Below are 25,289 nucleotides of genomic sequence, written 5' to 3'. Positions count from 1 at the left end.
TCATGCAGAAAACGTCAGCGGGTTGGTTGATCGCAACGGGAGGTTTCCTCGCCGCTGTGTCCGCCATTTTGACGTGGCGTTTTTATGGATCCATGACCTCTATTTCCATCACGGTATCCATCACTTTTTGGTTGTTGGCCGTGGTGTGTGGTTTCGCAGGTGTGAAGGTCCAAGGTCGCCTCGATGAGGGGCTGATCGGCCAGGACAAATCCCAAATGAACCCCGTGACCATTGCCTATCTGGCCATGCTGGGTCGAGCGTGTGCGTGGGGTGGCGCAATTTTCGGCGGCGTTTATGTGGGAATTGGCAGTTATGTAATCCCACGCGCCGGTGAGTTGTCCGCAGCATCGAATGATCTTCCGGGAGTTATTGCCTGTGCGCTGGGCGGAATCGCACTCTCAGCTGCCGGACTTTATTTAGAGCGAAGCTGTGAGGCTCCGCCTCCCCAATCTGGCGAAGCGATCAGCTAGATTGGAATTCATGAATCAAGACCTGTCACACGAGGATTCCGGCGACGGCAATTCTGTCGACCGTGGACAGATTCTGCTAGCAGTACTCATTGGACTTGCCCTGATTGCCAGCGTCATCATGCTGCTGGCCAACAGTGACGGCGCCATGAAAATAGCACTTCTTGCAGCGCTGTGGGCGGCAATCATCGGATTCTTCCTTGTTTATCGGTCCCGCAAACAAGTCGAAGCTGCTGCGCGGGAGAAGGAAACCCTCGAATACGCACACCAATCTGAACTCAACCGACTAGAAGCTGAACTCGTCCAAGAAAAAATGGAGATTTCTGAATCCCGTCGTGCACGCGATCAGGAAACCCTTGAGGAAATCAAACTTCAACTGGAGGAAATGCGCACCCAGCTGTCTGAGCTTTCTGGCCGTGAATGGGGCTATGAGCCAACCATGCTGCGTGCCGAAGCCCGACGAATCCTTGAGTTGGAATCCCAGCAGCTTTCCCAGCAGTTCCAGGCACCGCAGCCAGAAGTCCCGGAGCCTGTTGCAGTTCCAGAGCCAATGCCGGAACCTGCACCGGTGCCGGAACCAGTACCAGAACCTGAGCCAGTTGAAGTTGCTGTCGAAGCTGAGGAAGAACCAGCACCAGGTCGCAGAAGGCGTAGGCACGCAGCTCCCGAAGAAACTGGCGGACGCCGACGCAAAGATGAACGCCAAGGCGGTTTGAGCGTGGCTGATCTTCTGGCAGCAGCAAGGAAAAAGGAAAACAACTAATGCAGGCTCCTCGCCTTCGCGTTGGAATTTTTGATGATGGATCATCCACCGTCAACATGGCGGAGAAATTAGATTCTGTCGGGCACTACGTGACTGTGCTTCACGCGCCCGAAGATATTCGTGACTTTGAGCTTGTCGTGATTGATGCCCACGGGGTGGAGGGGTACGTCGAAAAGCTTTCTGCTTTTGCGCGCCGTGGCCAGATGTTCCTGCATACCTCGCTCACGCACGGCATCACTGTGATGGATCCGCTGGAGACGTCCGGCGGCATCGTGATGTCTGCGCACCCGATTGGTCAGGACCGGTGGGTGGCGTCCGCGTTGGATGAGTTGGGGGAGACCATCGTGGGGCTTTTGGTGGGGGAGCTCGGTGGCTCGATTGTCGAGATCGCCGATGACAAGCGCGCACAGTTGGCTGCAGCGCTGACCTATGCCGGATTTTTAAGCACCTTGCAGCGCGATGCGTCGTATTTCCTGGATGAATTTCTTGGCGATCCCGATGTGACCTCTGACATCGTTATGGATTCCGCACAGCAATTCCAGGCACTGCCTTCGTTGGATGAGGTCATTGCCCAGTACGATTCGATTAACAACCCCGGCAGGCAACGCCTTTTCCGGGATTTGGCGCGCAGGCAGGCAGAGATTTCCCGCGCGCAAGATATTGAGCTGTGGGCAATTCAGAAGGAGGACCGTTGAGTTTCACGCATGGTCAGGGCAGAGTTTTTGATACCGTCGAGCAGATCCGCATGTTCGGCAGCGCCCTGCGCAAAACCGGCAAACCAGTGGTGCTCGTACCCTTGGGAAATGGCCTCCACGCAGGCCATATTGCGCTCATCCGCGCAGCAAAACGCATCCCCGGTGCGGTGGTCGTCGTCGCCTATGCCGGCCCGGAATCGGATCACGCACGTTTAAGGGAAGAGCTTATCGACGCGATCTTCCCGTTCAATCCCGAAACGCTATGGCCTCACGGCATCCGGGTGGAAGTTACAGGTGGCCCAACACTTACCCCACAAGGTGCGGAAGTAACCAAGGTGCTGGGGCTGTTGGGAATCACCGGAGCAACTGATGTGGTGCTCGGTGAAAAGGACTATGAGCTGGTGGTTCTAGTCCAGCGCGCCCTTAATGATCTGCATATTCCAGTAAAACTGCATTCTGTTCCAACCGTGCGCATGCCAGATGGACTAGCCATTTCCCTGCGTAATATTTCAGTGCCCGAAGACTCCCGCGAAACGGCATTGAGCCTGGCAGCAGCCCTCACCGCCGGTGCGCATTCGGCAGAACACGGCGAGGCAGTGGTTAAAGAAACAGTCACGCAAGTGCTCAAAGCCGCAGGCGTGACCCCCGATTATGTAGAAATCCGTGGCCTGGATCTTGGACCAGCCCCCGAAATCGGAGACGCCCGACTCTTCGCAGCCATCACGCTTGGCGATGTCCAACTCCACGACAACGTCGGCCTACCCCTTGGAATCGGCTTCAAAAACATCGAAGGCTGATCCCGGTTTACCCAGTTCGCATACCTTTCGACTACCCTAGGAAATCGTGACTAATTCCAATCCCACTTCCAAGAACAATTCCGCCGATTTGCCTGAGCAGCTGCGAATTCGTCGCGAAAAGCGCGAGCGCATTCTGGACAGTGGATTGGACGCCTACCCAGTCGAGGTTGATCGCACCATCTCAATCTCTGACCTGCGCTCCCAATTTGTTGTCATTACAGAAGACCTCCAAGAGCGCGAAGAAGGCGTAACCTACCTCGAAGTAGGCGAAGAAACCGACGTTGAGGTCGCAATCGCTGGCCGCGTCATGTTCGTTCGCAACACCGGCAAGCTCTGCTTCGCATCCATCCAAGAAGGAAACGGCACCACCGTCCAAGCAATGCTGTCCCTGGCAGCAGTCGGTGAAGAATCCCTCAAGGCCTGGAAAGCCGATGTGGACATGGGTGACATCGTTTCCGTCCGCGGCAAAGTAATCTCCTCCAAGCGTGGCGAACTCTCCGTGATGGCTGACTCCTGGCACATGGCCTCCAAGTCCCTGCGCCCACTGCCAGTCGCATTCGCGGACCTCAGCGAAGACACCCGCGTCCGCCACCGCTACACCGACCTCATCATGCGCGAACAAGCCCGCACCAACGCGCTCACCCGCATCAAGGTCATGCGTGCACTCCGCCACTACCTCGAAGACCAAGACTTCCTTGAGGTAGAAACCCCCATGCTGCAAACCCTCCACGGTGGCGCAGCAGCACGACCATTCGAAACCCACTCCAACGCCCTCGACATTGACCTCTACCTGCGCATCGCACCAGAGCTTTACCTCAAGCGCTGCGTTGTCGGCGGCATCGAGCGCGTCTTCGAAGTCAACCGCAACTTCCGCAACGAAGGCGTCGACTCCTCCCACTCCCCAGAATTCGCCATGCTCGAAACCTACGAAGCCTGGGGAACCTACGAAACCGGCGCGAAACTGATCAAGGGTCTCGTCCAATCCGTCGCCCAAGAAGTCTTCGGAACCACCCTGGTCACCCTCGCAGACGGCACCGAATACGACCTCGGCGGCGAGTGGAAAGTCATCGAGATGTACCCTTCCCTCAACGAAGCCCTCGCACGCAAATTCCCAGGACAACCAGAAGTAACCATCGACTCCACCGTCGAAGAACTCCGCGAAATCGCCAAGGTAATCGGCCTCTCCGTCCCCGAAAACGGCGGCTGGGGACACGGCAAACTCGTCGAAGAAATCTGGGAACTCCTCTGCGAAGACCAACTCTACGGACCAATCTTTGTCAAAGACTTCCCAGTAGAAACCTCCCCACTCACACGCCAACACCGCACCAAGCCAGGCGTCACCGAAAAGTGGGACCTCTACGTCCGCGGATTTGAACTAGCAACCGGATACTCCGAACTCATCGACCCAGTCATCCAACGCGAACGCTTCGAAGACCAAGCCCGCCTCGCCGCCGACGGAGACGACGAAGCCATGGTCCTCGACGAAGACTTCCTCACCGCAATGGAACAAGGCATGCCACCAACCTCCGGCAACGGCATGGGAATCGACCGCCTCCTCATGGCCCTCACCGGCCTCGGAATCCGCGAAACCGTACTCTTCCCAATGGTGAAACCAGAACAAAAGTAGGTTTTTGCTCTTTGTGCTTGGGATGGACTGGAGTTTGAGCTGTTTGACTCCAAGGACCTCCGGCTTGCCGGGGATCTTTTAGTGGCTGAAGGGGCGACATCACGTGTGCTGACTTCTCATACTCAACTTCTCACCACACGACTTCGGTAGAAAATCCTGACATCGCCCACTGAAGTCAGCACACGTGAAGTTGAGCACGCGAAGTCGAGTACGTGAAGTCGCCTATTAGCACACTCCAGCTACCAACAGCATTTTGAATCCTCCAAACCTGTGGATAGAACAATCTATCCACAGGTTTTCAGTTTTCTGCAAAGTTCATCCTTGGCTTCTTATGCCTTCGGATCCATAGTGGGGTCATGAAAAACTGGCAAGAAGAATTCCAACTAGTCAATCTCACGAAACTTCTGCATAGCGATACCGAGACTTCTGCGGCAATCAGTAATGGTCAAATGATTAAACTCACTCATGAAGTCGCAATCAATGCTGAAAAGTACCGAAGCCTTCCTGCATGGGATAAAGCAGCCGCCCGAGCTTTTGCAGTGGGTATGACTGTGGACAAAGCAGTGGTAGCGGGGCAGTCTGCGGCGAGGTTATGGGGATACCAAACTTTGACTGTTGAGAAAACCGTGTTGTGTCTGTTGCCGGAAAGGCTACGTTCAAAATCCTCCAAGCATTGGCCGTCCGGGATGCGATATAAAGATCGTTACCTCTCGTCGCGTGATATTCGAGAGGTTCATGGGATCCGAGTTACGGGAGCGTTCCGCACATTTTTGGACATCGCTTTGGATGATGGGGTGGTGGCGGCTGTGGTCACTATTGATTCAGCTCGAAGACAGAATCCATCGCTTACGCGTGAGAAGTTAATGCACAGTGCGGAAAGTTTCCCGAGGCATCGGGGTGTGAAGGCGTATCGGCAGGCGATTGAGTTGTCGATTCCCAATTCGGATAGTGCTCAGGAGACGAGGGCTCGGTTAATCCTTCGGGAGGCCAAGCTCCCGGAAATCCAGTCAGTGAAGGTGCAGGCCCGTTTCGATCAATCGCACAACAAGTATTTCCTCGTCGATTTCTTGATCAATGAGTGGATCATCGTGGAGATTGATGGACGTTCGAAATATGATTCCCCGGAGCTCAATGAGGTGCTCATGGCTGAACGCGATCGGGAGAAATTCTTCCTCAATCAGGGCTATGCGGTCTTAAGAATCGATCCGAAACAGTTAGACCTCAACCAAGATGGGGAGTGTGAGTTCATCGGAATCCTCAAAAACACTTTGCAGAAGACCCCACCTGAGCACCTCAAGCAAGCCGCCTAAACACTCCAAGAACCACCATTTGCACAATGCACTTGCTTGTGGCACTCTTTAGTAGTTTTTTCTCATAGCTCAGTTTCGCAACTTTAGAGAACTCTAGAAACTGAGCTTCATGCTGTGAAAGGCCTTTTCTCCATTCATGGATTCCCAAATTAATACTCAGACCTCTCCGGCAGCTGCGAAGCTGCCTAGGGAGGTCGTTGTTGTTCTTTCGATCCTCGTGGTTTCCGCGATGATCATGATTCTTAATGAAACCATTCTGTCGGTTGCGTTGCCTTCCATCATGGAAGATTTCTCCGTGCCTGAAACTACTGCACAGTGGTTGACCACTGGCTTTATGTTGACGATGGCAGTGGTGATTCCAACTACTGGTTATCTGCTTGATCGTTTTTCCACTAAGACGATCTTTGTTACTGCGTTGTTGTTCTTTACGGTTGGTACGTTGACTGCGGCGTTGGCTCCAACGTTTGCGGTGCTGCTTGGTGCTCGTATCGTTCAGGCGGTTGGTACTGCGCTGGTGATGCCTTTGCTGATGACGGTTACGTTGACGGTGGTTCCTGCGGAGCGTCGTGGTTCGATGATGGGCATTATTTCCATCGTGATTTCTGTTGCGCCGGCGCTTGGTCCTACGTTGTCTGGTGTCATTCTTAACTCTTTGACCTGGCACTGGTTGTTTTGGATGATGCTTCCGATCGTTGTTATCGCTTTGGTAATTGGTTTCTTCTTGATCAAAAATATCGGCGAAACCAAGATCACCCCACTGGATGTTCTGTCTGTCATCCTTTCGGTGTTTGCCTTCGGTGGTTTGGTGTACGGCTTCAGTTCCTTCGGAGCAATCCTGGAGGGCGAAGGCACCGTAGGTATCTTCGCGATCGTCGTTGGCGCCATCGCACTCCTCATCTTTGCTTTGCGACAGCACCAACTCGGCAAGCAAGACAAAGCACTGATGGATCTCCGAGCCTTCAAGGTGAGGAACTTCAGCTTCTCCTTGACCACCATCCTTTTGGCGTTCGGCGCGATGCTCGGAACCGTCATGGTTTTGCCAATCTACCTGCAGACTTCCCTCGGAGTTACTGCTTTGGTGACCGGTTTGGTTGTTATGCCCGGCGGCCTCCTCCAGGGTCTGATCAGCCCATTCATCGGACGTTTCTACGACAAGGTCGGTCCACGTCCGCTGCTGATTCCCGGAGCAATTGCGCTGGCTATCGCGGCATCCTCGATGACTTTCCTCAATGAGAATTCACCCGTGTGGATGGTCGTGGTCATGCACGTTGTGTTCAGCATCGGCATGTGTTTGATGATGACCCCTCTCATGACCACCGCTCTCGGCGCCCTTCCGAAGCACCTCTATGGTCACGGCTCCGCAATTTTGAACACGTTCCAACAGCTCGCAGGCGCAGCCGGAACAGCGATCATGATTGCAGCACTTTCCTTCGGCACTTCCATTGCAGCGTCTTCGGGATCTGCGCATGCTGAAGCTGTTGCCGCTGGTACCAAGGTTGCGTTCATCGCAGGCGCAATCATCGCGGTGATCGCTTTGGTTGTTTCCCTCTTCGTCACTCGCGTCGAGGAAGAAGCTCACTAAATACCAAAAAATGGGGCAGAAGGTCATTGACTTTCTGCCCCATTTTTTTGCTTCTCGACGCCTCCCGCCGCCACCTCACCTTAAGCGTGCTCAGCGCTCCAGGTTCTGTTCTCGCCACCCGGTTTGTGGTTCCCACACCAACAGCTTGTTGGTAGGTCGGCTTTCTGGGTTTTTCAGTGAAATAACAATTTTGGTTCGGGAAGAATATGCCACTGAAAAACTATTCCTGTCTAAGTTCACAGTTGTTATTTGTTCTGTTGTTTCAGGGTCGTGGAAAGCATATGTGCCTTCTTGCTCATGAAACATCATGAGTGTTCCGGTGGGAAAACCGAGTGTTGGAGAATCCCCAGGTGGAAGATAAATTAGACCAGATTCGGGAACCTCAGGGTCGCCAAAGACTTCTACGTTGAGAATCTCGAGGTCCTGGTTAAACGTGATGTGGTGGTTACTAGCGCGTAAGTAAATTCGATCACCGTATGGGTAAATTGCTGTGATTATCGATCGGCCGATATCAAGATCTACTGCTTTAAATGGTTTAAGCCTAAGGATTGTTTGAAGCCAAAAGTTGTCATTAAGACGAGGGTTTTCGCGTGTGACATTGTGCAAGTTTTTCCCGAAGCTGTCTAACAATCTCCAACCTGCTGGAATCGAAGGGACAGCTTCGAATACTTCTTTAAGATCCGGAAGCTCCCATGTTTTTCCCTTGCAATCACTGAAATCGTGAGGCCATTGCTTTTGTTTTACGCGGGCTCTATTAGCGGAATCGAGGACGATCTCTTGGAACGTGGGGATGGAGATCTCGTGTAATAGTTCGCCTGTTGACACGCTGAATCCACGGACGAAAGGCAAGCTTTCATCGGAGAGCCAAAATATGTCACCGTCACTGGTACTAGTGCTGATGCCTTCAAGAGTTTCTTGGTTTTTGGGTGGATGCACACCATCTAGGGTCACGTCGATAATTGCGTCCGTACCGTGGTAGTGCGCTGCTGTAACGACTGCAATGGTTGGGTACGCGCTATCTGGGTCAAGGCGGTGCAGGAAGTAACCTGTGAGTTCTTCTTCGTCGTGTAGTGGCTCCACCGTGGAGATGATGGCATCCCAACCGTCGGCGTGAAACCTGTATTGGCGGTGGTCGTAGTCAAGCTGGATTGGATCAGTGTATCCGCGGCGAGTAGTTTCAAGCTGATCTACTGGTGGCAGGGTTTGATCAAATGTTAAAAATAGTAAAACCTGATCACCAACGTTGACACTTGGAATGGAAAACTCAGGGCATAGAACTCGGAGGTTGCGGTTTCCAGTCGACGCAGGTGGGAGAACCGCTGCAGGAAAATGCGGCTCAGGGTAATGGGATGATCTCCATTTTTCTAAGAGTTCGACAGATATTGCGTGGATCTTTTCTATGTCGTTTTCCGCAGTTAGAATCATCCCAAATTCCGCATCGATGCTGAGAATGACATTGGATAGGGGAACCACTAATACTGTCCGACCTGCAACTGTATCTTCGGAAACATCGTCCAGATTCAGGCCTGCCAATTCAGTTATCCATGGCTTTGGATCCATGAAGTAGCTGATCAGTCCTTCTGCTTCCGGTCTTTGATAGCGCTGAAGAACGGCAGTGTTGTCCTTGCTCACACGCACATCGGGGCCTTTGCGTTCGATCGTTAGCGGAGAACCAACCGACCAAAGACTAAACCGCTGATACGGTACCCAGTCAGTTTCGCTGGTTATCCGTTTTTCGAAGCGCTTCAACACAATTTTGGTAGCCACCTCGGATGCTGAATTTACCAGGTCAAGGATCGATTGAAAGGAACGCATGCTTCAAAGCTACTTAAAGATGCTTGTCGACGCCTCCCTACAGCGCACCTTGCAGGTGCGCGGGGCTCAAGCGTCGAAAGCCCTAGATTTCTACAGAGACGTCCTCGAATTTAATGTTGCTCCATTGACCGTCTCTAAACACTGAGACAGAGGAAGGTACTGGTTTGAGATAGTCAGAACCAGTAGGCGGAGTAACCAGTATGTTGAAGTGGTTTGGTGACAGAATTCTGACCTCAGTGAAGTATCCTTCTGGTGTTTTCCACCTGGTTATTTCGCTTCCAGATATCTGATCGAGGAATACGATTTCATCTTCTTCGGTGAACTTGGCAGCTACGCCTTCTTGTGTAATCCAGCGTTCACGTTTCGCACCAAGCTGATGTTCTTCGGCACTTTGCACTTGAAAGTTGGAATTCAAAAAGACGGTCATGCCCCAGAATTGCACAAAGTACAGGTCTTCTACTCGGCCTGCGTTTAAGATCCTGGATCCGTCATTGCTGATTACACAGATTTCCAATTGTCCTGCTGGAGTGCTTCGACCCAGTGCTGTTTGCTCTCCATCAGTTAGGGAGTAAAGCCCATCGGGGAAGCTTTCTTGTAATTCCCATGGCGCTGGAACGTCGAGTTCTATGACAGGCTCTATCCACGGCTGTGGCTCCGCAAGCATGCGCACCCCAGGATTCAGCGACCAGGCATTTTCATAATCGTGAATCAACCCTTCCGAAAACTGAAGCCGAGAACTATGAGAAACCGAAATAGGTACATAGGTTTGCCCCAGGTATTTTCCGGTTTCAAGATCCCAGCATCGTAGAACTGGAAGCATCTGCCCAAGGACCCATAGTTGCTCATCGACGATGTGAGTGATGGATGCTTCAAACTGTTGTGGCTGAAGTGGTGGTGGAATTGCACCGTCAAGGGTGGCATCGACGATAACTTCCAACAGCCAGCTGCCATTTTCTGTGTAGGCATCATCTGTGTCTGTGAGTTCTTGCCACCGGGTGGCTCCGCTGTCGAAAGTACCCAGGCCTCCGTAGATTCGTTCAATCTTCAGATCAGTCAAGGGCATTTCACTGCCGAACAAACTGTGGAAAAACCATCCCTTTAACTCGGCTTCGTGGCGTATTGGTTTGTCTGAATGAGAGAGTGCAGTCCAGCCGTCACCGGTGAGGATTATGGGCCATGTGTTATGGATGTCCATTTCCGTGGCCGCCTCAATCCAGGCGCGACGTGTTGTTTCTAAGCCGGACATGAAGGGCGTGTCCCGGGCAAAGACAAGCGGAATACGTATTGAATCTCCGATCCGGTAGCGCGGAAAAGCACCTTCCACTGCATCTAAGCTGATGGATACTCGCAAATGCCGAGGATTATCGGATTGAGGTGGTAATTCGGAAATGCTGTGGGGGAGCGGGTCAGGGAAATCGATTGATGGGTCTTTTAGTGGCCAAGAAATGGCTGGACCTGTCCATGCAGGATTAGGAAGATCCGTTGGGTACTCTACTGATTCAACTTCGGTACGTTGTAGTCGGTTTTCCATAGCCAAAATAACGCCGGTTTGTGCATCGATTTCAATGCTTTGCGGGTGTACTAGATTTTGATTGAATGAGCGAGCAGCAGTGGGAAAGATCCAAGTTTTTCGTTCTGAAATTGTGCCGGATGAAATTTGGCGAATCTCTAAGGAGTGGAGATTCATTATCTCAATCACTCCAAGGGGATTTATGAAGTTGTCTAAGCCACCGAGGATAAATAAGTCATCCACGTCGACTTCGTAGGGGATATCGTCTTCTTCGAAGCACCACCGTATGTTTCCCGATCCGCGTAATACATCGGCCCCATCTTGCTGCACGTGGAAGGTACTGTGGCTGCGATCGATGTTTAGACCATCTAGATTCACGTACTTCAAGAGCTGTGTTGGTCTCATCCCACCCTCGAAGTGAAGGGAGCTCGGAGCTCGGGTCACCTGAAGTTTCATACTCACGGTGGTGGCTGCACCTCGGCGGATCAGACTCAGGAGTTCATCAACGGATTCCATTTCTCAAGCCTATCGACGTTAATCAAACCGTGCTCAGCTCTCCAGGTTTTGTTCCCGCCACCTGGTTTGTGGTTCCCACACCAACAGTTTGTCAATGAGGCGGCTTTCTGGATTTTTCAGCGAAATAACAATTCTGTTCTGAGAAGCATATTCCACTTCAAACTGCCTTTTGGGCAAGTTCACAGTTGTTAGTTGCTTTGTTGTTTTAGGATCGTGGAAAGCGTAGATATCTTGTTGTTCGTGGAACATCATGAGTGATCCGATAGGAAATCCCAGCGTTGGAGAATCCCCTGGTGGAAGATCGGAAAGTGGCCAATAACCTGCATCGGGATTTCCGTGGACCTCTACACTGAGGATTTCAAGATCCTGATTAAACGTGATCTGGTGAAGATCGGAACGCAGATAAATTCGTTCACCGTATTGGTAAATCGTCGAAATCTTGGCGTATCCAAGATCAAGCTCAATTGCTTTGAAGGGTTTGATCCTAAGGATGGTTTGTTTCCAGGTTCCGTTGTCAGCGCTTACGATATGGAAGTTTTTCCCGAATCTTTTGTGTAGTTTCCAGCCCGCGGGGATCGCTGGGACAGGGTCGGTTGCCTCTTTAAGATCTGGAAGTTCCCAAAGTTTTTTCGCTGCGCGGGCTCTATTGCCGGATTCGAGGGCGATCTCATTGAAGGTGGGTATGGAGATCTCGTGTACTAGCTTGCCTGTGGAGACATTGAAACCGCGGACGAAGGGCAAGCTCTTATCGGACAGCCAGATTGTTTCACCGTCACAGGTACTGGTGCTGCTCCAATCCAAGGATTCTTGATATCTAGGAGGTTTCGCACCGTCGAGGGTCACGTCGATAATTGCGTCCTTACCGTGGCGGTAGACTGCGGTGATGACCGCTGACGTGCGGCGGCTCGTGTCCGCGTAGGAGCTGTGGGTGAAGTAGCCGGTGAGGTTTTCTTCGGTGCGCAGTGGCACTTTGGCGGAAATAACAGCGTTCCAACCATCAGCGTGAAATTTATAGCTGCGCTGGTTTCCATAAATCTCGCCAGGTTCGGTGTACCCGCGACGAGTGGTTTTGAGCTGTTCGAACGGCGGATCGTCGAGGTCGAAAGACAAAAACAGTGAAACTTGATCGCCGGGTTTCCACTCAGGAATAATTCCTTCCATCGCTCCCCACGTGCACAGAACTCGGAGATTACGATTTCCGGAAGGAGCCGGAGGAATCTCAAGTGGAGGAAGTTCCTCCCTGGTTTCCGTATATTTAGGCACTTCTTCCGCTGGGGGTTCTTCTTCATCTACCCACTGGTCCAGGAACTCCACGGATACCGCGCGCACTGATTCATCGCTGTCTTCCGCAGCCAAAACCACGCCGTATTTCGCATCGATGCTTAAAGTCAGATCAGATAACGGCAGAACTAATACGTCACGACCAGCAACTTCACTCTCAGAAATGTTGATACGATCAAGGCCAGCCAGCTCGTTTACCCAAATCTTGGAGTCGATAAAATAGCTGGCTAGACCGATAGTTTGAACTTGCTCATGCTGATGAAGAACCGCAACGCCATTCTGACTCGCGCGCCGACTGGTTCCGTTTCGCTCAATCGTCAAGGTCGAAGCATCAGTCCATGGATGAAATGGCGGATACATCATCCATCCCAATCCATGAACAGGATGCTTTTCAATTCGTTCCACCACAATTTTGGTAGCCACTTTGGACTTAGAAGTCAGCAGGTCAAGGACCGATTGAAGTGAGCGCATACATCAACGCTACTTAAAGATGCTTGTCGACGCTTCCCACCAGCGCACCTTGCAGGTAGCTGCCGATAGCGCAATGGCTGCTCGCAGAGTGAGGGACAGTCTTAAGACTCTTCGAGTCCTTCGAGCTGTACGCGGCTAGACAGAAGTGGACATTCTGCTTAATTTGAGCAGAACGTCCACTGTTTTAACAGCTGTGCCTTAGTTCGCGTTGATTAGCTGATGTGCGCCTTTCATTTTGGGGAAGTATCCGGTGAGGAATTCGCCAAGCCCTTGGGTATCAGTGAGTGGGAAGATTCCGGAAACGTATTGGTCTGGTCGGACTACCACCACGACACCATCGCGGGAGATCTCGCGACTATCAAAGATGTCGGAGTCCGTGGTGATACCGAAGGAGTTTTCCACATTGGTCAGTTCGAAGATCCCGACTGCAGGTTTGAACACGGATGGAACCTGGCGGGTGTCGAGCTCGGTATAAGGGCTTTGGTAAATCACCTTGGCGTCGACAAGCGTGGGGTCAAGGTTCGCCTCTGCCCATTCTGCCCAGCGGTCTAGCTCAGAACCCTCGCCGTTAAGTGCATCGGATCCTGCGAAGACGTATGCGCGCATGCGTCCGTCGGCTGTTGCTTGGTGACCGAGGTGTGTTTCGGTGAAGTCGCAGACTCGACCAACCATCGCTGACTTGAAGCGTCGGCCAATTGGGTAGCCCTTTGCCAGATCTTGGTTGCTGCCATCCATTGTGATGGAAGAAGGAGGATAGTGGGTCATGTAGCCGGCATTGAACTCAGAGTTCGCGCGGTAGAAATCCTCAAGGTCTTGGGCACTGCCCATTTCGCTGCTTGGCTTTGCCATGAGTGTTGACCAGTTCTTGTCGTACTCGATGAGCTTGTAGGCAATGTCTTCGCGCTCTTCAGCGTAGGTCTGAAGTAGTTCGCGTGGGCTATTTCCGCTGGCCACATGTCCAAGCTTCCAGCCAAGGTTGAATCCGTCCTGCATGGACACGTTCATGCCCTGGCCAGCCTTAGCGCTGTGGGTGTGGCAGGCGTCGCCAGCAATGAAAATGCGTGGGTGTTCGCTCGAGGTTTTTTCTGAAACACGGTCATCGAAATGGTCTGCGACGCGGTGGCCTACCTCGTAGATGGAGTTCCACACAACGTTTTTCACGTCGAGGGTGAATGGAGCCATGATCTGGTTCGCGGTGTCGATGACATCCTGGAGTGGGGTATCACGAACAGCCTTGCTGCCATCATCAGGTACTTCGCCCAGGTCAACGTAGAGACGGAAGAGGAAGCCACCCTCACGTGGGATGAGCAAGATGGTGCGACCCGAATCAGATTTGATGGTGCACTTCTTGCGCACGTCGGGGAACTCGGTGTTCGCGTGAATATCCATCACACCCCAAGCGTGGTTAGCCTGCTTACCTTGGAGTCGGTATCCCAGTGATTTGCGCACTTGGCTTCGTGCACCATCGGCACCGACCAGGTACTTGGTGCGGACGGTGACCAATTCGCCAGTTTGCTCGCCACTGGTGCGGCGGAGGGTGACAATTACCGGATATTCTGCGTCTTCTTCTACTTCAAAGTCCACGAACTCGTATCCATAGTCAGGCTTCATCCTGGTTGGGGAGTTCTTCATGAACCGGTTGAAGTGGTCGATGATGCGGGTCTGGGTGAGCAACGCCATCGGAAATTCACTGATGTGCTGTGGCAGCTCGCGGGTGCTGTTGTCGCGAATGATCTCACGAGGGTTTTGCGGGTCCGGCTTCCAGAACGCCATGTCGGTGATTTCATGAGCTTCGGCGAGGATCTCGTGGGCGAAACCAAATGCCTGGAAAGTTTCAATGGTTCGGGAGTGCACGCCATCTGCATTGGCTAGTTCGAGGCGACGGTCGCTTCTCTCTACGAGGCGGGTGGTCACATTGGGGAATCGGGAAAGCTGAGCCGCTGCGATGGTGCCAGCCGGACCTGCACCAACGATGAGAACATCCATGACCTCGGGGAGATCGTCCGGGCGGTTGATTCCGCTACCTTCCGCGCGCATCTCCATTGGGTCACCGGTTGCGTATCCTTCATAATGAAACTGCATGTCTGGTCCTTTCGAGGGGATTTCCTATCTCATTCACGGAGCGTGTTCCGTACAGTAACCAGAAATGTAGTTCAGATCACACTGCGAATGAAAGTGTGATTCAGCTTATTGTCTGTGTTAGGCAAGATGATGTCCGCCTGAGAACAAAAACCTCACTCTTGAAAGGATTGACGCTGCGATTCCTTCCTCCATTGAAGCGGCGTCATTTCAAACCGCTCGCGGAAGGTGCGACTGAAATGACTTGGGGAAGCGAACCCAAAGCGCTTACCGATCTCACTGACCGAAACCTTGTCTCGCTCCGGTGTCGACAGCGCTTCCTTTGCAAAATCCAGTCGGGTGTTTAGGACGTAGCGTCCGATAGTTTGTCCTGAGTCTGAGAAGATTCGACTTAGTTGGCGTTCGCTGATTCCCACGGCTGCAGCAATCCGCGACGCTTGTAAGTCACTTTCGGAAATATTGATGTCAATAAATCTCTGGGCTGCAGAAATTAAGCCTTCTTCGCTACTTGTGGCGTCGCCAAGTACATTGCGGATAAGTCCGTGGGCCTCGTGCTCGATATCGCTCCACGGTTTTCCTAAAGGTCCACTGGAATCGATATGCTTCGGCTCGCCACTTTCAATCCTGTGTAGAGATTCCTGAACTAGTCGCGCTAAAGCTTGTTCATTGGCGGTTCCTGTTGCTCCGAACTCAAAAATAGCGGGAAGCTCAGGGCCTTTTGAGCCAACAATTTCAAGGTAGCGCTGCTTCGGGATGGTGAGAACTAGCTCGCGGAAGCGATTGTTGAATCCGCGGAGGAATGGCCTATCGGCGTCGTAAACAATGGCCTGACCTGGCCGAAGCGCTACATGTCCACCACGGTGGAAGAAGACTGCTTCACCTTCAGTCGCAAAGAAGATCGCAACCACACCCGTGGGGTTTTCTGAGATGAAACTCTCTGAACGCTCGACAAATTGCGAAGTCCCGAATACGCTCGCCATCCGCATTGATGGGAGGTGCAGGTTGGTTTCGGAGGCCTGCATGGGGCGATCGTCAATGGTTCTAATGTCGAGCGGAAGCAATGCGCGAGCATTGTGGCCCTCCCACATTTGGACGCGATTGTCCGGGAGGATCCCGCTCGTACTGAACCGGAGATGCCTTGGCGGCTCGTGGGCTGGTTGAGCAGTCATGGTGCGTACCACAATAGAGTCTTAGATCACATAAGTCATTAATGCGGAATAGGAAAACGCCGGGAGCCCTAAAGCTCCCGGCACAATCTCAAAGGCACAACAACACTTAACGCGAAGCGCGTGGCTTTCCTTCTGCGTAGCCTTCGGTGGATTGAACTCCGACGGTGGCGCGTTCGAAGAAGGTTTCAATCGAATCGGCGCCTGCGTAGGTGAATGAGGAGCGGACACCGGAGATGATTTGATCTACCAGGTCCTCGACTCCGCCGTGGCGTTTGTCAATGTAGATGCGGGCAGTGGAGATGCCTTCTTCGAACATTGCGCGGCGTGCTTTTTCGAAAGCTTCGACCTTTTGGTTTCGGCTTTCCACGGCGCGCCGGGATGCCATACCGAAGGATTCTTTGTACATGCGTCCGTCGGATTCGAAGCGGAGGTCGCCGGGGGATTCGTAGGTTCCGGAGAACCAGGATCCGACCATCACGTTGGAGGCGCCAGCTGCGAGTGCCAGGGCGACGTCGCGGGGGTCGCGGACTCCGCCGTCTGCCCATACGTGTGCGCCGAGTTTGCGGGCTTCGGCTGCGCATTCCAGCACTGCGGAGAACTGTGGTCGGCCAACGCCGGTTTGCATGCGGGTGGTGCACATTGCGCCTGGTCCAACGCCTACCTTGATGATGTTTGCGCCTGCTTCAACTAGGTCGCGGACACCATCGGCGGTGACCACGTTGCCAGCAACGATGGGGACGTTGACGTCGAGTGCGCGGATGCGTTTGAGGGCGCTGATCATGGTGGATTGGTGGCCGTGTGCTGTGTCGACGACTAGAACGTCGGCGCCGGCGTCGAGAAGCGTTTTGGTGCGTCCTTCGATGTCGCCGTTGATGCCGATGGCGGCGCCGACTCGCAGGCGGCCGTTGGCGTCGATAGCCGGCTTGTACATGGTGGCGCGCAGGGCGCCGGTGCGGGTGAGGATGCCGCGGAGTGAGCCGTCAGCCGCGACGACGGGGGCGAGTTTGCGGCTGTGTTCGTGGAGGATTCCGAAGGCGTCTTCGGGGGAAATATCCTCAGGCAGCGTCAATAGGGAGGTGGACATGAGGGTGCCCACCTGAGTGAAGTTGTCTGCGCCTTCGAGGTCCTTGTCGGTGACGATGCCGACCGGCTGATCGCCCTCCAAAACAATGGCTGCACCGTGCGCACGCTTGTGGATCAAGTTGCGTGCATAACCCACGGTGTGGTGCGGTTTTACGGTAATTGGGGTATCAAAAACCAGGTCCGCTTTCTTCACATTCGCGATAGTCTCTGCAGCAATATCGGCGGGCACATCCTGCGGAAGAATCGCCATGCCACCGCGGCGCGCAATGGTCTCAGCCATGCGTCGGCCAGCAACAGCAGTCATGTTTGCCACAACGAGCGGGATGGTTGTTCCAGTTCCGTCATTGGTGCGCAGATCCACGGACATGCGGGAGCCTACGTCAGAACGCGAAGGCACCATAAACACATCGGAATATGTCAGCTCATAGGGCGGATTGGAATTGTTAAGAAAACGCATGGGTCTCCTAGTTGATTAATCAGTTATCCCTGAACACGGCAAGGGTACCTCAATTGCTCTTTCCACCACCTTCCTGCTGCTTTACTACTGCTTTTCGACGCCCCAACCCGGTGTTCGCTACAGGCGTACAGGGCCTTTCAGGCCTCAAAAACTAGCCCTGAACAGGGCTTATATGGTTTGGTGTTTAGCTAATTCCAAGCCGAGCTGAAAAAGTCTGGAAGTTTTGCCCAATAAGGGCGTTAAAGTGGGTGAAAGCGAATTTAGAAATAAAGAATTAAGGGGAGAGACATGTTCGAGAGGTTTACCGATCGTGCACGCCGCGTGATTGTGCTCGCGCAGGAAGAGGCGCGCATGCTCAACCACAATTACATCGGCACGGAGCACATTCTCCTCGGCCTCATTCACGAGGGCGAGGGCGTTGCAGCCAAGGCTTTGGAATCCATGGGAATTTCCCTGGACGCCGTCCGCCAGGAAGTCGAAGAGATTATCGGCCAGGGCTCCCAGCCCACCACCGGCCACATTCCTTTTACTCCACGTGCCAAGAAGGTCCTGGAGCTCAGCCTCCGCGAAGGCCTACAAATGGGACACAAGTACATCGGTACTGAGTTCCTGCTTCTCGGTTTGATCCGTGAGGGCGAGGGCGTTGCTGCCCAGGTCCTGGTCAAGCTTGGTGCTGATCTGCCACGCGTGCGTCAGCAAGTTATTCAGCTTCTCTCCGGCTACGAAGGTGGCCAGGGCGGATCCCCAGAGGGCGGCCAGGGCGCCCCTACTGGCGGTGACGCTGTTGGTGCAGGAGCTGCTCCTGGCGGTCGTCCATCTTCGGGCAGCCCAGGCGAGCGTTCTACCTCTTTGGTCCTTGACCAGTTCGGCCGCAACCTCACCCAGGCTGCAAAGGACGGCAAGCTGGATCCAGTTGTTGGTCGCGATAAGGAAATCGAGCGCATCATGCAGGTGCTCTCCCGTCGTACCAAGAACAACCCAGTTCTTATTGGTGAGCCAGGTGTTGGTAAGACCGCAGTTGTTGAAGGTCTTGCACTAGACATTGTTAACGGCAAGGTTCCAGAGACCCTCAAGGACAAGCAGGTTTACTCCCTTGACTTAGGTTCCCTGGTTGCAGGTTCCCGTTACCGCGGTGACTTCGAAGAGCGACTGAAGAAGGTCCTCAAGGAGATTAACCAGCGCGGCGACATCATCCTGTTTATCGATGAGATCCACACCCTCGTGGGTGCAGGTGCAGCAGAAGGCGCAATCGACGCTGCCTCCCTGCTTAAGCCAAAGCTTGCCCGCGGTGAACTGCAGACCATTGGTGCAACCACCCTGGATGAGTACCGTAAGCACATTGAAAAGGACGCAGCTCTTGAGCGTCGTTTCCAGCCAGTGCAGGTTCCAGAGCCTTCGGTTGATCTCACCGTTGAGATCTTGAAGGGTCTGCGCGACCGCTACGAAGCTCACCACCGCGTATCCATCACCGATGGTGCTCTTACTGCAGCAGCTCAGCTTGCTGATCGCTACATCAACGACCGCTTCTTGCCAGATAAGGCCGTTGACCTCATCGATGAGGCTGGCGCCCGCATGCGCATCAAGCGCATGACCGCACCTTCCTCCCTCCGCGAGGTTGATGAGCGTATCGCTGATGTTCGCCGTGAGAAGGAAGCAGCGATCGATGCTCAGGACTTTGAGAAGGCAGCAGGTCTTCGCGATAAGGAGCGCAAGCTCGGCGAAGAGCGTTCAGAGAAGGAAAAGCAGTGGCGCTCCGGCGACCTCGAGGACATCGCTGAGGTTGGCGAAGAGCAGATCGCAGAAGTACTGGCCAACTGGACTGGTATTCCTGTCTTCAAGCTCACCGAAGCTGAATCTTCACGCCTGCTCAACATGGAAGAAGAGTTGCACAAGCGCATCATCGGACAGGATGAAGCTGTCAAGGCTGTCTCCCGTGCGATCCGTCGTACCCGTGCAGGTCTGAAGGATCCTAAGCGTCCTTCCGGCTCCTTCATCTTCGCTGGTCCATCCGGCGTTGGTAAGACCGAGCTGTCCAAGGCTCTCGCAGGATTCCTCTTCGGTGACGATGATTCCCTCATCCAAATCGACATGGGTGAGTTCCACGACCGCTTCACCGCGTCCCGACTTTTCGGTGCCCCTCCGGGATACGTTGGCTACGAAGAAGGTGGCCAGCTGACCGAGAAGGTTCGCCGTAAGCCATTCTCCGTTGTGCTTTTCGACGAAATCGAGAAGGCCCACAAGGAGATCTACAACACCTTGCTGCAGGTGTTGGAAGATGGTCGCCTTACCGATGGTCAGGGACGCATCGTGGACTTCAAGAACACCGTCCTGATCTTCACCTCCAACCTGGGCACCGCTGACATCTCCAAGGCTGTTGGCCTGGGCTTCTCCGGATCCTCCGAGACTGACAGCGATGCTCAGTACGACCGCATGAAGAACAAGGTCCACGACGAGCTGAAGAAGCACTTCCGCCCTGAGTTCCTGAACCGTATTGATGAGATCGTGGTCTTCCACCAGCTCACCAAGGATCAGATCGTTCAGATGGTCGACCTTCTTATCGGTCGCGTTTCCAACGCACTGGCTGAGAAGGACATGAGCATCGAACTGACTGAGAAGGCCAAGGACCTCCTGGCTAACCGAGGCTTCGATCCAGTTCTGGGTGCACGACCATTGCGTCGCACCATCCAGCGCGAAATTGAAGACCAGATGTCCGAGAAGATCCTCTTCGGTGAAATCGGCGCAGGCGAGATCGTCACCGTTGACGTCGAAGGCTGGGACGGCGAGTCCAAGGACACCGACCGTGCGAAGTTCACCTTCACACCACGTCCAAAGCCAATGCCAGAAGGTAAGTTCTCTGAGATCTCTGTCGAGGCTGCGGAAGCAATTCAAGATGTAGATTCTGCAGCTGACGGCGATGTCCCAGAAACCGATTCACTTTCCGACATTGACCTTGAAACCCTTGAAAAGTTTGAGGAAGATGTAGAAAACGGCACCGACATTGATCAGGTGTCCGGTGACTACTACGGCACCGATGATCAGGGAGGCACTGCTCCAAGCAAGGAGTAGCAACCTTTTGAAAAAGGGCCCGCACTTTAGGAAAATCCTAACGTGCGGGCCCTTTTTTAATGCTCAGGGAGGGGATTCTGGCTACTGACTTCAGGATCAGTGCATTCCGGTGCCGGGCCCATCGTTCGGGATTTTGAAGATTTTGGGCATGCGTGTTTGGTCGAGCTCAAATTATGCCCTTGAGTCCTAAAAGTCATACTTCCCCAGAAGAGCTTTTAAGAGGTTTTCGGATCTTTGTGTATGCAAATACCCATTCGAAAAACTCGGAGGTCTTAAATGGGCTATAAGCGCGCCAGGCGGGATTTAATTGAATTAATGCCAGGTCAGAGAGTTAAAGGTGATGATTCTCATAAGGCTATAAACAATGTAGTTAGGTTACACTAATGGTGTCCGGTTGTGAATAGTGCAGCGGACGGGGTTCCGCTGCGGAGGAGGTCATCATGTCATTTGTTAACATCACGGCTCTTACGTTCCCTGCAGGGGCTGAAAAAGAAATCGAACAACGCTTCGCGGCTCGTAAGAAGGCTGTAGATACGGCCAAAGGATTCCAAGAATTTGAGTTGTTGCGTCCACAATTTGGTGAGGATCGCTACTTCGTAGTTACTCGTTGGGATTCCCGCGAAGACTATCAAGCATGGTCGGATGCCCGCCCTGCCGGTAACCATGCTGATGATGAACAACGTGGCATGAGCGTGGAAGTTCTTGGTTTCGATGTGGTTCCTTTGGAAGGCTAAAAGTCCTTGGCGTGGCATAGTCACACCTAGATCTTGACGGAGGTTTTTGAAGCTAACGCAAGTTCAGAGGTTTGGATTTGATGACACGAAACCTCTGAATAGCCCTGTTTGCCAATGAGCGCTTCTGGATAAACAGCCAGCTCCGCAACCTTGTAGTTGCGGAGCTGGCTGTTTTGAACTGTTTAGTAGGAACTAGCTAGAACCAAATGAGCTGCCACTTGGTTTAGGAGCCGGTTGTGGATGATCCTTGTCATCGTCCTTAGGCTCGTCAATGGGGTTGCCAGCAAAGTTTGCGGGGGTTACGTCAACATGCAAATTCTCAACTGTGTGGCTTCCGTCAGGAAAAGTAATCGAGATCGGGAGCTGGAGATCATCATTCCAGGTAAGTGGAACTCCAAGAGAGAACTTACCGTTGCCTGAAAGGCTTGTAGAACCGCCTAAGTCAAAGAATCGATCCGGAAGTGCGTAGTAATCGAGATGGAATTCCGTACCAGCAGGAAGCCCTGGTGCGAGTACACCTATCTCTATATAGTCACCTGATTTTATTGGGATTAAATCAAAGTCTGGTTTGAAAAGCTCAGAATCATCAGGGCCTACGGATTCCATGGTCGCGATTGTGTTATCACGAGACCCATCAGGGTAAATTACAGAGATAGGAACTGTGACTGAAAGTTCACCTGTTACAGGATTAAGCTCAAATTTCCATCCTGCACTTCTCAGCTGATCAATTTCATAATATCCAGTTAATGTGAACGATGTTCCTGCAGGGAAAGGCACATCAGGTTGGTTTGATACAAATGGGGTTATTTGATCTTCGGAACCAGTTCGGATGCTTTTGAATTTGTAGACGGCGTCATAAACGAGGGTATCTTCCGGAATTAAATTTAACGTTACCGGGAATATTTCCGAGGATCCGTCAGGGTACTCTGCGACCATTCGGAATGTGGTTGTTGTGGCTCCAGGCTTAGGCGTTCATAGGCTATTAAGCCAGACATGTAGTTGGCCACTGCTAGGAGTTAGTTTAATCATAACTGCACCATCCGAGAAGACTTCAGGACTATATGAAGTTGAATCAAAGAGTGAAAAAGTCGTCCCAGATGGCAGACGCTTTTCGCCTTGTGGGTACAGTAGCACCCAAGGAACCGCCCGGACAGTAGTGTCATCGTAAAACGGATCATATTGGTCCGTCATTGTCTCAGCTGCGGAAACAATGGAGGGGGAAACGATGGCTGTTGTGGTTACCACACCGCCAGAAAGGGCCACTGCTGTAAGCACTGACAGTAACTTCTTTGACTTCAAGGGAGTCTCCTAAATAGAGGGAATATGGCAGTAGCCTAGGAAAAACCTTGGCTGCAGCTGTAGATTATATTCCCTATGGTGGACACCTGTTTATTGAAGTTTCCAAGAATTCGAACAGAGGCTAAGGAGATTATTAGAACCTCTGATAATTGCTGGGTATGTGCAAGTTTTGAGGGGTGCCCATTTGTCCGAATAGCAATGTTTATACGTGTTTGAAAAGTAAAAAAGAATGAAAAAACCCGCACTCAAAAACTGCGTTGAGTGCGGGAAAGCAACCCCTAGTTGTAGAGCATGCCGCCGTCGACAAGCATGACCTGTCCGGTGATGTAGTTGGAGTTTTCAGAAGCCAGGAACGAAACCAGACCGGCTACATCCTCAGGTACTGATGGTCGGCCCAATGCGATTGAGGAGGAGTACTCCTTGAAGTTCTCACCGATTGGCTTGCCGTTGATCTTGGAAAGCTCGGCATCGATTTGCTCCCACATTCCGGTGCCCACGATGCCAGGTGCGTAGGCATTCACGGTGTGACCCTTGGGTGCGAGTTCTTGCGCAGCAGCCTGGGTGAGGCCACGAACCGCGAATTTGGTGGTGGAGTAGGCGCTCAAGATTGGGAAACCTTGGATAGCAGCGATTGATGCAGCGTTGATGATCTTGCCTTTTACGCCAAGCTCATCGAACTTTCGGGATGCTGCTTGAATACCAAAAAATACGCTAAAAACGTTCACGGAGTAGATCTGCTTTAGGTCTTCTTCGGTGACTTCCAGAAGTGGCTTAATTTGTGCGATGCCGGCGTTGTTTACTAGCACATCGAAGCCGCCAAGTTTCTCTGCTGCCTCATCAATTGCACTGTCGAAATTAGCCTTATCGGTGACATCTAATCCAACGAATACAGCCTTTTGACCTGCAGCTTCAATCAACTTGATGGTCTCTGCAGCTTGTTCTTCCTGTTGTGGCAGGTCGGCTACGGCAATATCGAAACCATCTGCTGCCAGCTTCTCTGAAATTCCACGACCGATGCCTTGTGCACCACCGGTAACCATTGCAACTTTGCTCATGACACTTCCTCTTGCTTCCTCAAAATAAATTCTCAAGATTCAAGGCCTTATACAGTTTGTCGAACCTTCAAAGGCCCTCGGTCGCCACAATAGACCAGCAAAAATATTTCTGCACACACCATGTGATGAAGATTATGCTGGTTCACATGGGACTGAATTATCGGAAAATTATTAAGACCGGAAAAGACAGTTGGCTGAATGTTTCTAAGTCTGGCGTTTCCGGATCGAAGCGAATCGGGCCGGTGACTATTAATTCGCGTGGTGGAATCTCAGTGAAGTTGCCTGGCGGTTTGAACTATCGCGGCAGGTGGAAGAAATAACGGCGCCAAACGGCATACACACTTCCGTCCAAAATCTAACTCTTACAACCCAGTGAGTAGTTTGGGTCAATTGGCAAGATGGTTTCGATGATGATCGACGGTTCTGGCTTAGGTTTCCGAGCTGTGAGTAATTTGTTGAAACCAGTGAGCGAGAGCTGATCTGAAGTGCATGTTGGATCATTCAAGTCGATTTCAAGAAGGCTTTCCCCGGAATCCCCGGAAGTAACCACGTATGCACGGTCGGAATCGAAAGTTATGGAAACCGGATGCTTGCCGTAGAGGTCAATGGATTGTGCGTAGACGATTTTTGCTTGGGGAATATTGATGCGTGTCAGCATCCCAGTTGACGTAAAAGCGAAGTAGTCTTCGCCGGAAACTGTATCGAATCGGGCGCGGTCCGGAATTTCATATGCAGGTAATTTTCCTATGGATTCGGCAGGGCTTACCTCGTCTTTTACATAGATGATGTCTTCTTCTGAAACTATATAAGCGCTTGGATCTTCGCAAGACAGAATAATTGGGGCGGAGGGCCGATCCGGGAAATTCCACTCAACGTCAATTTCACTGAGTTCTCCGTCGGCCTGGAGAGTCACGATGCGTGCTGAGCCGGGGCCCATTGGATCTTCCATTCCGCGGTCAGGGGAATATTCGACCCACCGTGTGGATCCGTCATCGCATGCAGTAAGCGCGAAGTGCCGCTGATCTGTCATTGCGGAAGCTGATGTTTTCTCAGTTGCGGAGACGATGCGGTGTCTATATGGGGCTTCAGCTGTTCCTTCATTGAAGGAGAAGGCAACTGATTTATGCAGTGGAGACCTAGCTGATTGAGTTTGCATTCCAACACCAAGCCTGGCCACTTCGTGTCGATAAACTTCCTTTAGAGAAGCGTCGACAACTACCAAAGAATCTCTATCGGGTGCGATGAATCCGTTTCCTAATCGATGGATCGACGGAAAGTATGTGGGAGCGAGTTCTTGGAAAATTCCTCCCGAGCCATCTGCAGATAAAGCGAAGAGGTTTGCAGCGTGATTCGGACTTAGGTTTTTAATTGGATCGATGGAGATACCAATGAACACCGGATTATCGATCGTTTCAGGTTCTGCGGGCGTACTACAACCAGTGGCAACAACGCCAACGATTCCCGCAGTTAAGGCAGCGAGCATGGCAAACTTACGACGAGAGAGACCAAGCAT

At 52.5% G+C, this 25,289-nt stretch carries 19 protein-coding genes; 10 read left to right on the top strand and 9 right to left on the bottom strand.

What is annotated here, in order from left to right; all coding sequences use genetic code 11:
* Window positions 1-2: 2 nt before the first annotated feature.
* The 7 genes from CGL_RS13415 (at window position 3) to CGL_RS13385 (ending at window position 7,241) form a co-directional block, all read left to right on the top strand.
* A complete protein-coding gene (locus CGL_RS13415; RefSeq protein ID WP_003853810.1) occupies window positions 3-470 on the top strand; it encodes a DUF3180 domain-containing protein in 468 nt (155 codons plus the stop codon).
* A 10-nt stretch (window positions 471-480) separates the two neighbouring features.
* Window positions 481-1,230 carry a DUF6779 domain-containing protein gene (locus CGL_RS13410; RefSeq protein ID WP_011265991.1) on the top strand — a complete coding sequence of 250 codons (750 nt, stop codon included), beginning with the start codon at window positions 481-483 and terminating at the stop codon, window positions 1,228-1,230.
* The gene (locus CGL_RS13405; protein ID WP_011015312.1) at window positions 1,230-1,925 is read left to right on the top strand and encodes a hypothetical protein; all 696 of its coding nucleotides are present in this window, start codon (window positions 1,230-1,232) and stop codon (window positions 1,923-1,925) included. The genes CGL_RS13410 and CGL_RS13405 overlap by 1 nt, the downstream gene beginning before the upstream one ends.
* Window positions 1,922-2,722 carry a 4-phosphopantoate--beta-alanine ligase gene (locus CGL_RS13400; protein WP_011015311.1) on the top strand — a complete coding sequence of 267 codons (801 nt, stop codon included), beginning with the start codon at window positions 1,922-1,924 and terminating at the stop codon, window positions 2,720-2,722. Before CGL_RS13405 ends, CGL_RS13400 begins: the two co-directional genes overlap by 4 nt.
* A gap of 46 nt (window positions 2,723-2,768) precedes the next feature.
* On the top strand, window positions 2,769-4,349 hold the full coding sequence (gene lysS, locus CGL_RS13395) for a lysine--tRNA ligase (protein WP_011015310.1): 1,581 nt from the start codon (window positions 2,769-2,771) through the stop codon (window positions 4,347-4,349).
* 356 nt (window positions 4,350-4,705) lie between these two features.
* A complete protein-coding gene (locus tag CGL_RS13390; protein ID WP_011015309.1) occupies window positions 4,706-5,659 on the top strand; it encodes a DUF559 domain-containing protein in 954 nt (317 codons plus the stop codon).
* A gap of 136 nt (window positions 5,660-5,795) precedes the next feature.
* Window positions 5,796-7,241, top strand: a complete 1,446-nt coding sequence (locus CGL_RS13385; RefSeq protein ID WP_011015308.1) for an MDR family MFS transporter — start codon at window positions 5,796-5,798, stop codon at window positions 7,239-7,241.
* A gap of 90 nt (window positions 7,242-7,331) precedes the next feature.
* Here CGL_RS13385 and CGL_RS13380 read toward each other — a convergent pair whose 3' ends face one another.
* The 6 genes from CGL_RS13380 to CGL_RS13355 form a co-directional block, all read right to left on the bottom strand.
* Complete coding sequence (locus CGL_RS13380; protein WP_011015307.1) at window positions 7,332-9,056, bottom strand: hypothetical protein; 1,725 nt, start codon at window positions 9,054-9,056, stop codon at window positions 7,332-7,334.
* An 82-nt stretch (window positions 9,057-9,138) separates the two neighbouring features.
* On the bottom strand, window positions 9,139-11,082 hold the full coding sequence (locus CGL_RS13375) for a hypothetical protein (RefSeq protein ID WP_011015306.1): 1,944 nt from the start codon (window positions 11,080-11,082) through the stop codon (window positions 9,139-9,141).
* Window positions 11,083-11,115: 33 nt separating this feature from the next.
* Complete coding sequence (locus CGL_RS13370; protein WP_011015305.1) at window positions 11,116-12,834, bottom strand: hypothetical protein; 1,719 nt, start codon at window positions 12,832-12,834, stop codon at window positions 11,116-11,118.
* A 198-nt stretch (window positions 12,835-13,032) separates the two neighbouring features.
* On the bottom strand, window positions 13,033-14,916 hold the full coding sequence (locus tag CGL_RS13365; RefSeq protein WP_011015304.1) for a phenol hydroxylase: 1,884 nt from the start codon (window positions 14,914-14,916) through the stop codon (window positions 13,033-13,035).
* A 152-nt stretch (window positions 14,917-15,068) separates the two neighbouring features.
* Window positions 15,069-16,001 (bottom strand): helix-turn-helix domain-containing protein, encoded by a 933-nt coding sequence (locus CGL_RS13360; protein ID WP_172820748.1) that lies wholly within the window; start codon window positions 15,999-16,001, stop codon window positions 15,069-15,071.
* Between the two features lie 187 nt (window positions 16,002-16,188).
* Complete coding sequence (locus CGL_RS13355; RefSeq protein WP_011015302.1) at window positions 16,189-17,622, bottom strand: GuaB1 family IMP dehydrogenase-related protein; 1,434 nt, start codon at window positions 17,620-17,622, stop codon at window positions 16,189-16,191.
* Window positions 17,623-17,910: 288 nt separating this feature from the next.
* Between CGL_RS13355 and CGL_RS13350 the strand changes: the two genes are divergently transcribed.
* Together CGL_RS13350 and CGL_RS13345 are read left to right on the top strand one after the other, a co-directional pair.
* On the top strand, window positions 17,911-20,688 hold the full coding sequence (locus CGL_RS13350) for an ATP-dependent Clp protease ATP-binding subunit (RefSeq protein ID WP_011015301.1): 2,778 nt from the start codon (window positions 17,911-17,913) through the stop codon (window positions 20,686-20,688).
* A 440-nt stretch (window positions 20,689-21,128) separates the two neighbouring features.
* Window positions 21,129-21,422 (top strand): antibiotic biosynthesis monooxygenase family protein, encoded by a 294-nt coding sequence (locus CGL_RS13345; RefSeq protein ID WP_011015300.1) that lies wholly within the window; start codon window positions 21,129-21,131, stop codon window positions 21,420-21,422.
* A 192-nt stretch (window positions 21,423-21,614) separates the two neighbouring features.
* Here CGL_RS13345 and CGL_RS13340 read toward each other — a convergent pair whose 3' ends face one another.
* Together CGL_RS13340 and CGL_RS13335 are read right to left on the bottom strand one after the other, a co-directional pair.
* Window positions 21,615-22,358 (bottom strand): Rib/alpha-like domain-containing protein, encoded by a 744-nt coding sequence (locus tag CGL_RS13340; protein ID WP_011015299.1) that lies wholly within the window; start codon window positions 22,356-22,358, stop codon window positions 21,615-21,617.
* 641 nt (window positions 22,359-22,999) lie between these two features.
* Window positions 23,000-23,776 carry an acetoin reductase gene (locus tag CGL_RS13335; RefSeq protein WP_011015298.1) on the bottom strand — a complete coding sequence of 259 codons (777 nt, stop codon included), beginning with the start codon at window positions 23,774-23,776 and terminating at the stop codon, window positions 23,000-23,002.
* Between the two features lie 146 nt (window positions 23,777-23,922).
* Here CGL_RS13335 and CGL_RS13330 point away from each other — a divergent pair, with 146 nt between their 5' ends.
* Window positions 23,923-24,096 (top strand): DUF4236 domain-containing protein, encoded by a 174-nt coding sequence (locus CGL_RS13330; protein WP_020948639.1) that lies wholly within the window; start codon window positions 23,923-23,925, stop codon window positions 24,094-24,096.
* Window positions 24,097-24,131: 35 nt separating this feature from the next.
* Here CGL_RS13330 and CGL_RS13325 read toward each other — a convergent pair whose 3' ends face one another.
* The gene (locus tag CGL_RS13325) at window positions 24,132-25,289 is read right to left on the bottom strand and encodes a hypothetical protein (protein ID WP_011015297.1); all 1,158 of its coding nucleotides are present in this window, start codon (window positions 25,287-25,289) and stop codon (window positions 24,132-24,134) included.

Source organism: Corynebacterium glutamicum ATCC 13032 (assembly GCF_000011325.1).
Classification (GTDB): Bacteria; Actinomycetota; Actinomycetes; order Mycobacteriales; family Mycobacteriaceae; genus Corynebacterium; species Corynebacterium glutamicum.
Note: the sequence above shows the minus strand (reverse complement) of the source record. Positions and strands in the feature narration are given on the sequence as shown.

Excerpts from the sequence above, each read along its gene's own strand:
- CGL_RS13415 (WP_003853810.1), top strand. The coding sequence starts at position 3 with ATGCAGAAAACGTCAGCGGGTTGGTTGATCGCAACGGGAGGTTTCCTC.
- CGL_RS13410 (WP_011265991.1), top strand. The coding sequence starts at position 481 with ATGAATCAAGACCTGTCACACGAGGATTCCGGCGACGGCAATTCTGTC.
- CGL_RS13405 (WP_011015312.1), top strand. The coding sequence starts at position 1,230 with ATGCAGGCTCCTCGCCTTCGCGTTGGAATTTTTGATGATGGATCATCC.
- CGL_RS13390 (WP_011015309.1), top strand. The coding sequence starts at position 4,706 with ATGAAAAACTGGCAAGAAGAATTCCAACTAGTCAATCTCACGAAACTT.
- CGL_RS13385 (WP_011015308.1), top strand. The coding sequence starts at position 5,796 with ATGGATTCCCAAATTAATACTCAGACCTCTCCGGCAGCTGCGAAGCTG.
- CGL_RS13380 (WP_011015307.1), bottom strand. The coding sequence starts at position 9,056 with ATGCGTTCCTTTCAATCGATCCTTGACCTGGTAAATTCAGCATCCGAG.
- CGL_RS13375 (WP_011015306.1), bottom strand. The coding sequence starts at position 11,082 with ATGGAATCCGTTGATGAACTCCTGAGTCTGATCCGCCGAGGTGCAGCC.
- CGL_RS13370 (WP_011015305.1), bottom strand. The coding sequence starts at position 12,834 with ATGCGCTCACTTCAATCGGTCCTTGACCTGCTGACTTCTAAGTCCAAA.
- CGL_RS13365 (WP_011015304.1), bottom strand. The coding sequence starts at position 14,916 with ATGCAGTTTCATTATGAAGGATACGCAACCGGTGACCCAATGGAGATG.
- CGL_RS13360 (WP_172820748.1), bottom strand. The coding sequence starts at position 16,001 with ATGTGGGAGGGCCACAATGCTCGCGCATTGCTTCCGCTCGACATTAGA.
- CGL_RS13355 (WP_011015302.1), bottom strand. The coding sequence starts at position 17,622 with ATGCGTTTTCTTAACAATTCCAATCCGCCCTATGAGCTGACATATTCC.
- CGL_RS13350 (WP_011015301.1), top strand. The coding sequence starts at position 17,911 with ATGTTCGAGAGGTTTACCGATCGTGCACGCCGCGTGATTGTGCTCGCG.
- CGL_RS13345 (WP_011015300.1), top strand. The coding sequence starts at position 21,129 with ATGTCATTTGTTAACATCACGGCTCTTACGTTCCCTGCAGGGGCTGAA.
- CGL_RS13340 (WP_011015299.1), bottom strand. The coding sequence starts at position 22,358 with ATGGTCGCAGAGTACCCTGACGGATCCTCGGAAATATTCCCGGTAACG.
- CGL_RS13335 (WP_011015298.1), bottom strand. The coding sequence starts at position 23,776 with ATGAGCAAAGTTGCAATGGTTACCGGTGGTGCACAAGGCATCGGTCGT.
- CGL_RS13330 (WP_020948639.1), top strand. The coding sequence starts at position 23,923 with ATGGGACTGAATTATCGGAAAATTATTAAGACCGGAAAAGACAGTTGG.
- CGL_RS13325 (WP_011015297.1), bottom strand. The coding sequence starts at position 25,289 with ATGCTTGGTCTCTCTCGTCGTAAGTTTGCCATGCTCGCTGCCTTAACT.